Origin of the sequence: Neobacillus oceani (assembly GCF_046237595.1) — a bacterium.
GTDB lineage: Bacteria > Bacillota > Bacilli > Bacillales > Cytobacillaceae > Bacillus_D > Bacillus_D oceani.
This window is the reverse complement of the sequence record NZ_CP143543.1, coordinates 790,192-804,528: the sequence shown is the minus strand read 5'-3', so window position 1 is coordinate 804,528 and position 14,337 is coordinate 790,192. Positions and strand designations below refer to the sequence as shown.

The following is a 14,337-nucleotide window of genomic DNA, read 5'->3' as shown; positions in this document are numbered from 1 at the left end:
TCAGCCCGCTACCCTATATAACTTGTCAGGTTGGACAGGATATTCCTCGTAAAATCCACCAAATGGGTCAGCATCCATGGCCCAAAGAAAAGCAGGCTTACAAATACGGCAACGATTTTCGGTGTAAAGGCGAGAGTCTGCTCCTGGATTTGGGTAACCGCCTGAAAGATGCTGACTGCCAATCCGATAATCAGCGCCATTCCCAAAACAGGTGCTAAAATCAGCAACGTCAGGTAAATCGAGCTTTGCGCAAGCCCCATGATGCTGTCAGGTGTCATAGCAATTCTCCTTAACTAAAACTTACAAACAATGATTTAACGACGAGATGCCAACCGTCCACAAGGATGAAGAGGAGGATTTTAAACGGCAGAGAAATCAATGATGGCGGAACCATCATCATCCCCATCGCCATTAAAACGCTGGCAACGATCATATCGATTATGATAAAAGGTATAAAAATCAAAAAACCCATCTGGAAAGCTGTTTTCAATTCGCTTATCGCAAATGCAGGGACAAGGGCTGTAAGGGGTATATCCTCAATGCTATCAATCGTTCCTGTATCCCTGTATTCAAGGAAAAGCTTTAGGTCGCTTTCGCGGGTTTGCTTTGCCATAAAAACTTTTATCGGGCCGCTCGCTTTTTCAAACGCCACTTCCTGTGGCATATCCCCCGCCAAAAAGGGCTGGAATGCTTCCTTATTGATTTCCTGGAATGTCGGTCCCATGATGAAAAAGGTCAAGATCATGCTTAGCCCCATGATGACTTGGGCAGGCGGCATTGTCTGGGTGCCAATCGCCGTCCTAACGAATGAAAGAACAATCGCTATTCTCGTAAAGGATGTCATCAGCAACAGGATGCTCGGAGCCACTGAGAGGACAGTCAGCATGAGCAAAAGTTTAATGGAAGTCGCGGTGCCTTCCAACGCTCCCGTCCCGCCTATCTCTAAATTGATTCCGGGTATCGGGGTTTGAGCAAAAGCAGTATGGTGCATAAGGAAAAACAGGCATGGGACGAGAAAGGCTGCTTTTTTGTATATACCTATTTGTTTCATTTTTCGCCGTTCTCCTTGCCTGATTTTTGCTTGCCATCCTTCAGCTGTTTAAGGAGAAGCTCATTCCACTTTTCTTGGGACGTCTTTTTCAGCTTCGCTCCCCAATCTGCAATCGGGTCACCCTGCTTTTCGGCAACCATTTCAAGAAGGCGCATTTGTTCCTCCCCAGGGGGTACCATCCTTAACAGATTGATAGATTCGCCTACCCCAAGAATGTAGAGTGTGTCCCCTACCATCAATAACTGGACTGAACGGTTGTTCCCAAGGGAATGCCCGCCGATTCCATGGAAAAGGCCCCCCCTATTAAGAGGATTCGTCTTTTTGGAAAGGTACCGTAATACCAAATAAAGCAGGGCTATTATTAATAAGAACGAAAAGATAAATTTTAAGGCGTATGGAAGCACGGAAGTATCTCCCGGCTTATTTATTTGAACACTTTCATTATTTTCATTTTCAGAATTTTTTTCCAAGACATCATAAATGCTTTTTTCCTTGGCTGATGCTTCGCTTAACGGAACAAGCAGGAAGAACAGGCCCGCTGCCAGCAATAGTATTGTTTTTCTCCAACTCACAAGTCCTGATCCTCTCACCTGATCTTTTTCTCTTTTTCACGTTCTGAAATGACTTCGGTTATCCTGACAGCGAATTTGTCGTCCATGACGACGACTTCGCCAGTGGCTATCCGCTGATTGTTCACTAAAACATCGACATATTCTCCGGCCAGCTTGTTCAGGCCGACGACCGAGCCTTTTTTGAGCTCGAGTATTTCCCTAACCGTTTTCTTCGCCCTTCCCAATTCGAATCCCAATTGAAGCGATACATCGGTCAGCATATTGATTTCATTATTTCCCGCAGCCGCTTGCGGCTGTTCAGTGATTGGCGAAAATTGGACTGATTGAACAGAACCATATTGGCTTTTTCTTTTTTCCATTATGAACCTTTGCCCCTTTCTGCCTTGGGCTCTGGCCGCTCCATGCGTCCCGCGGCCCTCTCCTATAAGGAAACTCTTTGGTGATAGTGCCGGATTGCGGCTATTTCATCAAGGTTATCCTGTTCGATTTTTTTCTGTTGTTCCATATAGGCATCTAAAGACTTTTCCTTGAGCAGATGCCATGTTTTTTCTTCCTTTTGCTTTAACAGAAGCTCCTCTTTTTTCCCGGCGATTTCCTGTTCGATTTCCCTACGTTCTTGTTCCATCCGGGAAATTTTCACATCGAGGAATTCAAGGTATTCATTTTGCTGGAGGATATCGGAAATAAAAGTTCCACCCTCCGTCTGTTCCCATTGGGAAATGCAATCCTGCCGCTTTTGGACGAGGGAATCCAATTCCTTCTCGATTCCTTCCTTCTTCATCATCAACAATCCCATTTCAGACAGGGAAAGGTCCTTCTCCCTTTCTTTTAGAGAAAGGATATGCTGGTATGGAAATTGAAACGTCATTGGTTCATTCCTCCGAATTGATCTAGTAGCTGATTGACTGTCAAATCCATGCTGGAAGTTTCATTGGTACCCTGTTTGACGAAATCGTCAATCCAGCCTTTCACATCGATGGCTTTATCGATATCGCGGTCCGTTCCGCGTTTATAGGCACCTATCTGAATCAAATCTTCCGCCTTCCGGTAAACGCTCATGTGCTTTTTCAATGTTTCCGCGGCATTCAAGTGCCCGGGGTCGACGATGTCCTTCATGACCCGGCTGATGCTCGATAGGATATCAATCGCCGGGTAAATTCCCTTTTGGGCAATTTTCCTGTCAAGGACGATATGTCCATCCAAAATCCCTCTGACTGTATCCGCTATCGGCTCATTCATGTCATCCCCATCAACAAGGACGGTATAAAACGCGGTAATGCTGCCGTTTGCATTTGTTCCTGCCCGCTCGAGAAGGCGCGGCAGCATGGCGAACACGGAAGGAGTATACCCCTTGGTCGTAGGAGGCTCGCCAATTGCAAGCCCGATTTCACGCTGGGCCATCGCAAACCTTGTTACAGAATCAAGCATAAGATTTACATTCATCCCCTGGTCTCGGAAAAATTCGGCGACAGCTGTGGCGATCATCGCTCCTTTAATCCTGATCAGCGCGGGCTGGTCGGAGGTCGCAACGATCACGACTGATCTTTTAAGCCCTTCTTCGCCAAGGTCGCGTTCGATGAAATCGAGTACTTCCCTTCCCCTTTCTCCGATGAGCCCAATCACATTCACATCTGCTTCCGTATTTCTTGCAATCATGCCTAACAGCGTACTTTTTCCAACCCCGCTCCCGGCAAAAACACCGACCCTTTGCCCCTTCCCTACAGTCATCAAACCGTCTATGGAACGGATTCCGACACTTAGAGGCTCGGTAATTCTTGGCCTGGATAAAGGGTTTGGCGGCAGGTTGTCCGCACCCGCTTCAAGTAGTCCGGATGGAAGGCCGCTGCCATCCATCGGGTTGCCCAGGCCATCGAGTACTTTTCCGAGAAGGTCCATTCCAACCTTTACAGTCAAAGGCTTCCCCGTCGAGACGACATCGCATCCGGGCGCGATTGAGTGAAGGACATCAAGCGGCATCAGCAAAACCTTATGGTCCCGGAAACCGACAACTTCTGCTTTGATCGGCTTATTTTGCTGGGGCGAGTAAATATGGCAAATGTCGCCCAATTTTACATCGGGGCCCTGCGACTCGACAGTCAGTCCGATGACCTGCGTCACTTTGCCGTTCATTTTAATCGGGTTGACTGTTTCAAGTACATCCCGGTATGCTTTTATATCCCATCTACTCACTTGTCCGGACCTCCTGCTGATAGGAAAGGAGTGCTTTTTTTATCTCGCTTAGCTGCATATCAAGGCGGGCGTCAATGCTTCCGGATGACGTCCGGATGATGCAGCCCCCCTGCTCGACTGAGTAATCGGGAAAGATTTTAACCTCAACTTGCCCATTGTCCACTGCCAACAGCTGCTTTCGTTGTTTTTGGACGAAGGGGAAATCCTCCGGGGCAACACCGATGGATACGGAGTCTGTCTCGTATACATCCGCAAGAGTTTGTTTGATCAGGCCAATAAGCGTGTCAGGGTCCGTTTTCAGTTCCTGCTGCAGCACCTTTTTGGCAATATCAATGGCTAGTTCGAGTACGAAAGGCTCCGCTTCCCGGATTAATTCTTCTTTCTCCTGATAGGCCAGCTCCAAAATCGAGGCCGCCTTCTGAAGTTCCGAAGCATATTGCACCTTCGCGTCATTTCTTCCATCTTCTATACCAAGCTGGTAGCCTTCCTGATAGCCTCGCCTTTTTTCTACCTCAAGCTGGATAAGGAACTGTTCTTGCTCCCTGTTCCGCCATTCTTCCAGTTCAATCCGGGCGGCTTCCCGCTCCTTTTCAAGTTCAAGGCCGATATCCACAAGCCCGGTTTCAGGCTGTGCCGTCGTTTCCGCTTCAAAAGCCTCACGTTCACGGGCGGGTGTTGGTACACCCACAACAATCCGGCCGGTTTCCGTTTTGACATTGAATGATTTAAGAAGTCTAGAAGACAAGGTCTTTTGCCCCATTTCGAGAAATGATGATTGTTCCTTCCTCTTCCAGCTTCCTTATGACTGACACAACCCGGCCCTGCGCATCCTCCACATCCTTCAGGCGCACCGGTTCAGTAGATGAAAGCTCTTCCATGAGGCTTTCCTCGCGGCGTTTGGAAATATTCCGGAATATTGCATCCTTGACGCCCTGTGAAGCTGCACGGAGCGCGAGCGGGAGATCCTGGTTTTGGACATCCATTAGGATACGCTGAATCGAACGGTTATCAAGATAGGCAATATCGTCAAAGACAAACATCCTTTGCTTGATTTCATTGGCAAGCTCCGGCTCTTCCTCCTGCAGCGTGTCAAGGATGTTCTTTTCCGTACCACGGTCAACGCTGCTCAGGATGCTGACAATGGAGTCGATTCCATTTTGCGCGTCATGCATTTGCGAGCTTGTCATGTTCAGCTTCTCCTCCAAAACCTGTTCGACCTGCTGGACAATAGTCGGGGAGGCCGTATCCATCATCGCGATCCGCATGGCGATTTCAATCTGCTGTTCAGATGGGAAAGCCGACAGCGTCGCGGCCGCTTTTTCCGGATCGAGATATGACAGTACGAGCGCGATTGTTTGCGCATTTTCGTACTGGAGCAAATTAAAAATCTGCATTTGCTCGACATTTTGGATAAATTTAAACGGCTTATCCTCGGCACTGCCGTCCATCCTCTTCAGGAAGCCCGCCGCCTTATCTGGACCAAAAGTCCGTTTGAGCAAGTCGGTCGCAATATCGATCCCGCCATAGGACACAAGATTCGCGTCAACGGCAAGCTGGTGGAATTCCTTCATAATTTGATCCTTTACATTGGATGTCACCTTCCGCAGGCTGGTTATTTCCTTCGTAATGGCCTCAATCTCTTTTTCATCCAGGTTTTTCATGATCCCCGCCGAGACGTCCGGCCCTACAGAAAGCAGTAAGATGGCTGCCTTCTGTGTATTTGTGTACTTTTCCATCTTATCGCCCCTTAGTCACCGGAAAGCCAATTCCTGAGCAGGCCAATAAATTCATCGGGCTGCTCCTTGGCCATTCCTTCAATTTGTCTCTTAATAACAACTTTTTCATCCTCGACGGAAACGGCCGCTTCCAATCTAGCCGCTTCAATTTCAGGAAATGGATCATTTTCTTCAAAAACAGGTTTATTCCTTCTCCTGGCGAGGTATATAACTAGGAGGGCCATTAACACAACCGCGCCGATAAGCGCGTAAATTGCCCAGGTTGGGAATGGGCTTTCTGTTTCTTCGGCTTGCGGCAATTCCGCTTTGCCGCTGAATTCCCTTGCGAAGACAGTAATCCTGGATTCAATATCCTCATCCTGTAAGGTAGGATTATCACTTAATGCCGTCCGGACAACGTTACCAAGAATTTGCTGGATGCTCCTCTGCGTAACTAGCGTAAGTGAATCAGGATTTGTCGGATCAGGCGGTTCAACACCGACATTGATTGTAATATCTTCAATTTTATAAGGGCTTTGGACGATTTCATTGGAAATCCGGTTCACTTCATAGTTGACACGCTTTTCCAATTCTTCGGAGCTGTTTTCCTGCCCTCCGCCCGGTGTTGCGTAACCCGGAATGTCTGTCTCTCCGGTTCCGGTTGTGGCCGGCGCAGCGTCTCTTCCGTTATATTTTTTCGATATTTCTTCGACGCTGATGGCAATGCCTTCGCTGGACGCGGCATTGGCTGGCTGGACAAGGTCTTCCTTTGTCTTTACCTGGTCAAAATTCAAACGTACATATGTCTGGATCAAAACTTTGTTATGGCCGATGATCGTACCAAGCATTTGCTGCAGGCTTGATTGGATATCCGTTTCAATATCCTTTTGGATTTTTCTTTGCATTTCATAATTGTCGAGAACTTTTGTTGATTCATTCTGGACATTTAAGCCCCGACCATCCTGGTCAGTCATGACGATATTTTCTTTTTGAAGGTTGGGTACGCTTTTTGAAACCAGGTGGTAAAGCACCTGGATTTGCTGCTGTTCGAGCTGATAGCCCGGTTCCATTTCAATGACAACGGATGCGGATGCGGCTTTTTTATCTTCCCGCACGAACAGGCTGTCTTGTGGTGTTGAAATGACAACAGCCGCATTTTTCACGCCTTCAACATGCCTTAATAAATCAGCGACTTCGCTTTGGAGCGCCTCACGTTCCATCGCATCAAGCTGGCGGTCCGTCGCGCCGAACTGCAGGTCTTTCGTCATGTCGAAAAAGCTGATTGACCCGGTTTTCGGAAGTCCTTTTGCTGCCATTGAAACCTGGAGGTCTGGCGCTTTTTCCCGCGGGACCATAATCCGTGTGCCACTGGAGTCAAGCTTGTAGTCGGTAAAGCCTTCCTTGTCAAGGGCAGCCTTAATATCGCCGATTTCTTTTTGGCTCATTTCATTGCTGTATAAAGGTACATAATCAGTCCTAGTCAGAAAGTAAATAGTCAAAGAAAGGATTAAAAAAATCCCTATAAAAGAACCGATAAATAAATACTTCTGTTTTTTGCCGATTGAATTCCAATATCCCTGAGATTTTGTTTTAAATTGCAGTAATTGTTGATTCATGGCCGCTCCACTATACTACGTATTCCCATGATTAGATTTGCATCCTCATAATTTCCTGATATGCTTCCACGGCCCTGTCACGTACCTGGGCTGTCAGAGCTACGGCGATGTTCGCCTTTTGGGCCGCAATCGTTACATCATGGAGGTTCACGGCCTCGCCCCTTGCAAGAGCGGCGGTTTTTCCTTCAAAATCCTTGACCGCCAGATTGGCATCCTGGATATATTGGTTCAGCATCGTCCCGAATGAGCTGTCATTGGAGGCGCCTTGCTGTTTGTTTATCGTCAGGAAATTCGAATTGTACGGTTGGATGCTGGAAATATTCATTTGTTAAAATCCTCCTTATCGGCCTATCTCGAGCGCTTTGACAAGCATTGCTTTGCCCGCATTGAAGGCTGTCACGTTCGCCTCGTAGGCGCGTGAGGCGGACATCATGTCCACCATTTCTTTTGTGATGTCCACATTCGGCATGAATACATAACCTTGCTCATTGCTATCCGGATTGGTTGGATCGTAAACGGCTTTGAACGGAGTCTGGTCCTCGACAATCCTTGTTGCTCGGACGCCCGTAAGCTCTTTTTGCAAATAGTTGGCGAAAGAAGGGGCATTTCCCTGGGACACCTCGACCATTTTTCTGCGGTATGGCACCCACTCCCCGTTGACGAACTCCCCTCTTGTTGTATTCGCATTGGCAATATTGGAGGAAACGACATCGAGCCTTAAACGCTGTGTTGTCAGTGCCGAGCCGCTAATGGACAAAGATTGAAAAATAGACATTTAAGATTAGCTCCTTCCCCTAATTGCGGTTTTGATAAGATTGAACTCTTCATTGATGCCGTATGTCAGTGATTGATACCAGATGGTGTTTTGGCTAAGCTGTGACATTTCATAGTCGATATCGACACCATTGCCGCTATTCTGGAAAACATTATTTTCCTGCTTCAGCTTCGCCGATGGGATTCCACCCTGGGCGCCGATCGCGAAATGCCTTTCGTCCGTACGCTTCCCGGTGAAACTGCTATTCATTTCCTTCTGGAGGATTTCTTCAAAGGCGACCCTTGAAGCCCGATAATTTGGGGTATCCACGTTGGCTATGTTATTGGATATCGCCTTTTGCCTTAAGGCGGAAGCATCGAGCGCGCTTGTTATAAGGCCTATCGTATTCAACTCTTTCACCTGCCGTCCTTTTATAGGTTGCCGATTCCGGCTTACATCGATTTTGCCTGCTTCATTGCCTGCGCCCAGGTCGTCCGTAATTCCTGGAACATGCCTTCTACCTCATTGAGTATCTCGGAATCTTTTGCAATGTTTGCTTCGATCAGCCTGCGTTTCATATATTCGTATAAAGGTAGTAGAGTTTTTGAGATTTCATAATCCATATTCAGGGTCACCATCAACTCGGTTACGATATCCTGCACTCTCGTAATATGGGAATGAGCTTTGGCGATGTCGTTTTTTTCAATCGCGGCCCTTGCCTGCTGAAGAAATTTTATCCCGCCATTGTAGAGCATGAGCGTCAATTCCTCCGCCCTGGCGGTTGTAACCTGATTCCGTTGGTAAATCTCGCTTGGATTCAACAATGTAGTGCCTCCTTCAACTTTTTTTATCGTAAAAATAGCCTTCGGTTACCGGCATCCAATCATCGTATTGCTGTGTAACATATTGCTCCCGCCTGACATTTTGGATACTTTTGGTCATCTTCTGCAACGTTTCTTTAAATCTCTTATCCAATTCCTTTTCCTTTGCCGTCAATTCAGCAAGGAGTGCTTCGATACGGTAATCACTAAGTGACGCGCCAGCCTCTGTATCCAACCGGCCGATCACGGAAATGCAGGCATCCCTTTCTTCAAGAAGGGAATCAACTTCTTCATTCCTGCCGTTAATAAGTGCTTCAAACAACTTGTCCGAAACGGCGCCAAACCGCTTTAGCTGTGCCAGCTTTTCTTCAAGTGCGCTAATCATCTTTTGCCAACTTCTTTTACGGGTGAACGCATGATTTCCTTGATCCGTACCCCGAAGTGTTCATCAATGACGACAACCTCGCCGATCGCAATCAATTTATTGTTTACATAAACGTCCACCGGCTCGCCGGCCATTTTTTCCAGTTCAACAATCGAGCCGCTTGTCAGCTCAAGCACTTCGCTTATTTTTTTCTTGGTCCTTCCCAATTCGACAACTACTTCGAGCGGGATATCGAGAAGAAGTTCCATATTCATGCTGTCGTCATAAGCCCGTCCAACGACATCGGGTTCCAGCTCGCTAAACTGGAACGCTTCCCCGCTCGTCTCCCCCAAAAGGGCATCTATTTCATCTTGTGTCAGTTTCCCGTTTTCCATTTTCCGTATCTCCTTCTATCACCTTCTCAATTTTCGCAGCGACACGTGATTTCCTAATCCCGGGGTGGGCAAGAAATTTGGTTTCCTCATTGACCTTTACATGGAGGGGCTCATCGACTGGCTGGTTCAGCTGAATAACGTCATTTTCCGAGAGTCCCAAAAGCTCTTCCATCGTAATGGTCGCACGCCCCAGTTCAACTATTAGCGGCACGGCCAAATGCTCGATCCGTTCCTGTAAAAACTCACTCTCTTCCTTGCTTTTCACCCATTTGTTGTGTCCATACCAGTTATGGGATGACAATTTTGGGATAAACGGCTCCAGCAATATGTATGGAATGCAAAGCCGCATTGATTCAATCCTGTTTCCAATCGTTATTTGAAAAGTGACGACAATAACCGTCTCCGTAGGTATCGCCAATTGTAAAAATTGCGGGTTCGTTTCAAGGTTCAATAATCTTAGCTGTAAAGTGATGATGTCGTTCCAAGCTTTTTGGAGGGTTTTGACAACCCCTTCCAAAAGATGTTTCAAAACATTCGTTTCAATTGGAGTCAAGGCAGCCTTTTCAATTTCTTTATGTGCTCCCTTTCCGCCTAACAACCGGTCAATCATGCCGTACGCCATCCCGGGATTCATATCAAGGACCATTCGTATTTCCTGCTCCTTGGCTTCAAACACACTCAAAATTGTCGTAGGCGGTAATTCGTTGATGAATTCCTCATATAGCATTTGCTCAACCAAGCCTACCTCAACCTGAACAATGGAACGGAGCTCTGCAGAGACAAAGGATGCAAGCTGATAGGCAAAATTTTCATGTATTCTTGTTAAGACCCTTACCTGTTCCATTGAAAAGCGCAAAGCCTTTTTAAAGTCATAGACTTTAATAGCTGCTGTTCCATCCGAATTCGCGCCTTCGTGCGACTGGGAAATTTTTAACGCCACTCATTCAACCTCCTAACTTCAAAAATTACAATTTTTAGCATCAAAAAAGGGCATGGCTATCCCGAAGAATAGCTTCGCCCTTCTAATTTTTCAGGACTAACCTAAATTTCGGCAACTGGCTAGCATACTGTTATCACAATTTAGCCCCTGTAGCTTTGCGTCGCTGGGTTTCCCCAGGTTTGCTATTTTCGAATTTTTTGTGAACTTTTTAGAACTTTTTAGGATTTTTTCCAACTTTTTTTATTGTAATTTAAATGAAATATAACACCTGGAAAAAAATATTTCAATGGAGTTTTCAAAAAAACGGTCATAAAAACTCGAAATGCATCGAAATATATACATATTTTTGACGATTTTTGAGTAAATACTCACAAAAAGGGTGAATACCAGTTTTTAGGTATCCACCCTTTTACTTAGAATCTATTAACGTTTGAGATTAACCAATTCTTCAAGAACGGAATCGGAAACTGTAATTATTTTCGCATTTGCCTGGAATCCACGCTGAGCGGTAATCATGTCTGTCATTTCTTCTGAAAGGTCGACGTTGGACATTTCGAGGGCACCGGAGATGATTTGGGCTTTGCTTGTTGTGATGCTTATCTTAGCATTAGGAGTATCTCTATATAAAGAACCTCCAACTTTCTTTAAGCCTGCCGGATTATCCACGATTACAACACCAATTTTAATTGGTGGAGTACCTGAAGATGTTGGGGTTCCACTTGAGTCCAACCAGGAAATTGAACCATCCTGGCTAACAGAAACTGAGATGTAACCTGTAGGAACTTTTATTTCATTTCCTCCGCTATCTAAAACTGGCATCCCATTTTGATTTACAAGAAGCCCATTTTGATCGACTACAAAATTACCTGCTCTGGTAAACAATTTATTTCCCGATGCATCCCTTACCTGGAAGAATCCATCCCCATCAATGTAAAGGTCTGTACCTATATTTGTTGTGGTTGGACTCCCAGGAGTAAAGACTGTATCCGTGCTACCTACCTTTGTTCCAAGACCTACTTGGATAGGATTGGTTCCCCCTGTATTTGTAGGAGTTGCGCCTGAAGGAGCAGATGCCCCTTTTACTGTCTGGCTAAAAATGTCCTCAAATACGACCCTGCTTTTTTTGAAACCGACTGTATTGACGTTTGCGATATTGTTACCAATGACATCCAGCTTTGTTTGGAAGGCTTTAAGGCCTGAAACTCCTGAGTTTAATGAGCGTAGCATAATGTTTTCCTCCTGTTATTTTTCCAATTCCATGGAAGTGATGGCACTAGACAGAATTTCCTGATCGCCGACTTTGAAATAGACAAGATTGTCTCGATAGTGGACTCCTGTGACAACTCCGCTTTCCTGCGCGTTCGTTTCCGGATTTGTCCAGGTTACTTTATTTCCCATGACGTATGAATATTGGCTTATGTTATTTGTTGATTCCAGGTAGGCTGTAAGCGACTTGTTTAAATTTGAAAGCTGTTCTAGAACGCTAAGCTGGGACATTTGCCCAATAAATTCGCGGTCGTTCTGTGGCTGGGTCGGATCCTGATGCTGGAGCTGGGTAACCAGTATTTTCAGGAACGCCTCTTTTCCAAGCTCCTGTTTATTTGTGTTTCCCGCCTTGGCCGGTGAATAGGAGTTAATTGAATGAATCGATGACAAGCTTTTCCCTCCCTTAGGCTGTGGTATTTATTTGCGAATGAGTTGTATTAAATCCGTAATCCTGGTACTTTTCTTCGGCGGGAATTTTCTCGTCGCTCCGCTTTCTCGATTCCTGATTTCCCTGCCTCGAATTTGTATCTCCTCTTTGGGAAAAGGCTCCCATAAAGTTGTTGCTTGATTGAAGTGTAATATCAATCTTTCCAACCTGAAGCCCTTGTACTTCAAGGGCGGAACGCAAAGCATGCATCTGGGTTTCAAGGAGGTCTTTCCCTTGAAGAGTGCTGGTTAGAAACTCCGCTTTGACTTGTCCATCCTGTATTTTTACCTTTACTTCAACATCCCCAAGCTGCTCAGGCGAAAGCTTTATAATTGCTTCCGTCCCATCGACAAGCCTTTGGAAGCTGACAGCCGGTTTCATTCCATCCTTGGCTTCCGGAGCAACTTGCTGCTGAAGGGCCGATTGGAAAATCTGTTTAATGTCCTGTTCAAAATGGTTTGCCCTAAGGACAGGAACATCGCCAGCGATAACGGACTGCAACAGATGGGACGAGCGGGATTCATTGGATGGAATTTTGGTATCGGCATCGGCAACGGCTTGAGGATCTGTTGACTTGGAAACTGATTCAATATCCTTGGGTTTGAAAACTGCTTCAGTATCCATTGGCTTGAAAGATGTTTCAGTATCTGTCGGCGTGAAAGCTGTTTCGGTATCCGTTGGTTTCATTACCACTTCAGAATCAGTTGGTGTCGAAGGTACTACGGTATCTTGTGGCGTTAATTGTGCTTCTTTTCCGGTTCCGGCTGAAACTTGAAATCTGCTCGGCAACAGTTCAGGTTTAAGCGGATTTCCAGATTGATGGATTGCCTCTTTTGGCTGACTCCCGGGAATATTCGGTTTCTCCTCCGCCACTTTCATACTTGAAGAGATAACCGAGTCATCCGTTAATCGAAACCCATCTACCCCCTGTCCCACTTTTTCATCCAGGATTTTTTGCAGCTCCGCCATTATGGGGCTATTGCTGTTTGGCCCGATTGCATTTGTGGGTTTTTGCAAAATCGATAGGTCCCACTGCTTTCCGATTTGCGGGGTGAGATCCTCTTTTTGCCGAAGCGTTGGATGCCTAGGGTCATCTCCACCCTGCTCTTGTGTGTCCAACTCAATGGGCGAGGGATTTTCTTGTTCCGCCATATTCCTTAACTGACTTACCAGGAGAAATGGGTTTAGTTCAACTCCCATACCGTCCGTTTCTCCAGAAGCTTTTTGTTCGCCTTCCGCTTCCCCGCTTGCCATCTGGAGAAGGAGATCAAAGGACGCCGAAGTGGATGATTCGGTTCCCTGCCCCTTGCCGGGACCAGCTTTATTTACATTTCCCAACGCAGTTGGCTGTATCATTTCTTCACCTACTAATTGAAATTCCAATGGACGCAACAAGGATACTAAGTATAGTAAACGACTTCACATAATCTGACAATAGAGTAATTTTTTCTTAATGTCTGTTGATTTTGGAAGAAAACAAGTTAAAATAATAGCAGACTTACATGAAGGGAGCGTAAATCTTGACTATTGGACCTTTATCCAGCAATTGGTTTTTATATAAAACACTAATGGACACAGCCCTTTTTAATCAAAGCAGCCGCCTTGGCCCGTTCGGATTATCAAACAGCTCGTTCCAGCTGCTTTTGGAACAGGCGCTTCTCAGAGCCGAGAGCGGCCAACAAGCTTTGGAATTTTCGGATGAACCTACTTCTTTCGGGAGCAACCTTGCTTCTATAGCGCCTTCCCCTCAGGAAACGTTATCAGCTTTAACCAGGTCAACTGGTCAACTAACCAGTATTACAAGTACGAACATTGATTCCTCCACTTTGAATCAACGGCTCAGAGGAGTACTTGAAAACACTGGAGAATTCTTTGTAGAGGCCGGCCGGAAATATGAGATAAGCCCTGCTTTGCTTGCGGCCATTTCCATTCACGAGACTGGGAACGGAACCTCGAATGCGGCCCGATTTAAGTATAATGTTGCCGGGATGATGGGCAAGGATGGCTTAAAAACATACCTTTCCATCAAGGACAGTATTTTCGATATGGCGAGGAACCTGCGCCAAAATTATCTTGATAAAGGAAAATTGACGATTTCGCAAATTGGCGCGAAATATGCCCCAATCGGATCGGCCAATGATCCGACAAACCTGAATAACCATTGGGTGAATGGCGTTAACAAGCAGTTTGCCTCTCTTACAACGGAGACCGATTTAGCATAAAATC

The 14,337-nt window shown here is 46.1% G+C and carries 20 protein-coding genes and 1 riboswitch; of the genes, 1 reads left to right on the top strand and 19 read right to left on the bottom strand.

Annotation, left to right across the window (positions count from 1 at the left end):
- Positions 1-8: 8 nt before the first annotated feature.
- The 19 genes from fliQ to V1499_RS03835 all read right to left on the bottom strand — a co-directional run bounded on the left by fliQ (position 9) and on the right by V1499_RS03835 (position 13,467).
- Positions 9-278 (bottom strand): flagellar biosynthesis protein FliQ, encoded by a 270-nt coding sequence (fliQ, locus tag V1499_RS03925; RefSeq protein ID WP_316570366.1) that lies wholly within the window; start codon positions 276-278, stop codon positions 9-11.
- A gap of 11 nt (positions 279-289) precedes the next feature.
- Positions 290-1,051 carry a flagellar type III secretion system pore protein FliP gene (gene fliP / locus V1499_RS03920; RefSeq protein ID WP_409273981.1) on the bottom strand — a complete coding sequence of 254 codons (762 nt, stop codon included), beginning with the start codon at positions 1,049-1,051 and terminating at the stop codon, positions 290-292.
- A complete protein-coding gene (locus tag V1499_RS03915) occupies positions 1,048-1,623 on the bottom strand; it encodes a flagellar biosynthetic protein FliO (protein WP_409273980.1) in 576 nt (191 codons plus the stop codon). The genes fliP and V1499_RS03915 overlap by 4 nt, the downstream gene beginning before the upstream one ends.
- A 14-nt stretch (positions 1,624-1,637) precedes the next feature.
- Complete coding sequence (gene fliN, locus V1499_RS03910; RefSeq protein ID WP_316570363.1) at positions 1,638-1,982, bottom strand: flagellar motor switch protein FliN; 345 nt, start codon at positions 1,980-1,982, stop codon at positions 1,638-1,640.
- A gap of 62 nt (positions 1,983-2,044) precedes the next feature.
- Positions 2,045-2,491: a flagellar export protein FliJ gene (gene fliJ, locus V1499_RS03905; RefSeq protein WP_409273978.1), complete on the bottom strand. Its 447-nt coding sequence runs from the start codon at positions 2,489-2,491 to the stop codon at positions 2,045-2,047.
- Positions 2,488-3,813, bottom strand: coding sequence for a flagellar protein export ATPase FliI (gene fliI, locus V1499_RS03900; RefSeq protein WP_409273976.1), 1,326 nt, complete (start codon positions 3,811-3,813; stop codon positions 2,488-2,490). Before fliI ends, fliJ begins: the two co-directional genes overlap by 4 nt.
- A complete protein-coding gene (locus V1499_RS03895; protein WP_409273974.1) occupies positions 3,806-4,558 on the bottom strand; it encodes a FliH/SctL family protein in 753 nt (250 codons plus the stop codon). Before V1499_RS03895 ends, fliI begins: the two co-directional genes overlap by 8 nt.
- Entirely contained in the window at positions 4,548-5,549 is a 1,002-nt protein-coding gene (gene fliG / locus V1499_RS03890; RefSeq protein ID WP_409273972.1) for a flagellar motor switch protein FliG, read from the bottom strand. The genes V1499_RS03895 and fliG overlap by 11 nt, the downstream gene beginning before the upstream one ends.
- An 11-nt stretch (positions 5,550-5,560) precedes the next feature.
- Positions 5,561-7,144, bottom strand: coding sequence for a flagellar basal-body MS-ring/collar protein FliF (fliF, locus tag V1499_RS03885; protein WP_409273971.1), 1,584 nt, complete (start codon positions 7,142-7,144; stop codon positions 5,561-5,563).
- Positions 7,145-7,175: 31 nt separating this feature from the next.
- A complete protein-coding gene (gene fliE / locus V1499_RS03880) occupies positions 7,176-7,469 on the bottom strand; it encodes a flagellar hook-basal body complex protein FliE (RefSeq protein WP_409273969.1) in 294 nt (97 codons plus the stop codon).
- Between the two features lie 15 nt (positions 7,470-7,484).
- Positions 7,485-7,919, bottom strand: coding sequence for a flagellar basal body rod protein FlgC (gene flgC / locus V1499_RS03875; RefSeq protein WP_409273968.1), 435 nt, complete (start codon positions 7,917-7,919; stop codon positions 7,485-7,487).
- 6 nt (positions 7,920-7,925) lie between these two features.
- Positions 7,926-8,309, bottom strand: a complete 384-nt coding sequence (flgB, locus tag V1499_RS03870) for a flagellar basal body rod protein FlgB (protein ID WP_409273966.1) — start codon at positions 8,307-8,309, stop codon at positions 7,926-7,928.
- 41 nt (positions 8,310-8,350) lie between these two features.
- On the bottom strand, positions 8,351-8,722 hold the full coding sequence (gene fliS, locus V1499_RS03865) for a flagellar export chaperone FliS (RefSeq protein WP_409273965.1): 372 nt from the start codon (positions 8,720-8,722) through the stop codon (positions 8,351-8,353).
- 13 nt (positions 8,723-8,735) lie between these two features.
- Entirely contained in the window at positions 8,736-9,104 is a 369-nt protein-coding gene (locus V1499_RS03860) for a hypothetical protein (RefSeq protein ID WP_409273963.1), read from the bottom strand.
- Positions 9,101-9,478, bottom strand: coding sequence for a flagellar motor switch protein FliN (fliN, locus tag V1499_RS03855; protein ID WP_409273962.1), 378 nt, complete (start codon positions 9,476-9,478; stop codon positions 9,101-9,103). The genes V1499_RS03860 and fliN (V1499_RS03855) overlap by 4 nt, the downstream gene beginning before the upstream one ends.
- Positions 9,450-10,418, bottom strand: coding sequence for a flagellar motor switch protein FliM (gene fliM / locus V1499_RS03850; protein WP_409273960.1), 969 nt, complete (start codon positions 10,416-10,418; stop codon positions 9,450-9,452). Before fliM ends, fliN (V1499_RS03855) begins: the two co-directional genes overlap by 29 nt.
- Before the next feature lie 107 nt (positions 10,419-10,525).
- A riboswitch (cyclic di-GMP riboswitch) is annotated at positions 10,526-10,612 on the bottom strand.
- Positions 10,613-10,841: 229 nt separating this feature from the next.
- Positions 10,842-11,645 carry a flagellar basal-body rod protein FlgF gene (gene flgF, locus V1499_RS03845; protein WP_409273958.1) on the bottom strand — a complete coding sequence of 268 codons (804 nt, stop codon included), beginning with the start codon at positions 11,643-11,645 and terminating at the stop codon, positions 10,842-10,844.
- A gap of 15 nt (positions 11,646-11,660) precedes the next feature.
- Positions 11,661-12,074, bottom strand: coding sequence for a flagellar hook capping FlgD N-terminal domain-containing protein (locus V1499_RS03840; RefSeq protein WP_409273956.1), 414 nt, complete (start codon positions 12,072-12,074; stop codon positions 11,661-11,663).
- Positions 12,075-12,087: 13 nt separating this feature from the next.
- Positions 12,088-13,467 (bottom strand): flagellar hook-length control protein FliK, encoded by a 1,380-nt coding sequence (locus V1499_RS03835; RefSeq protein ID WP_409273954.1) that lies wholly within the window; start codon positions 13,465-13,467, stop codon positions 12,088-12,090.
- Positions 13,468-13,631: 164 nt separating this feature from the next.
- On the opposite strand from V1499_RS03835, the gene V1499_RS03830 reads away from it, so the two are divergent.
- Positions 13,632-14,333: a glucosaminidase domain-containing protein gene (locus tag V1499_RS03830; RefSeq protein ID WP_409273952.1), complete on the top strand. Its 702-nt coding sequence runs from the start codon at positions 13,632-13,634 to the stop codon at positions 14,331-14,333.
- Positions 14,334-14,337: the final 4 nt, after the last annotated feature.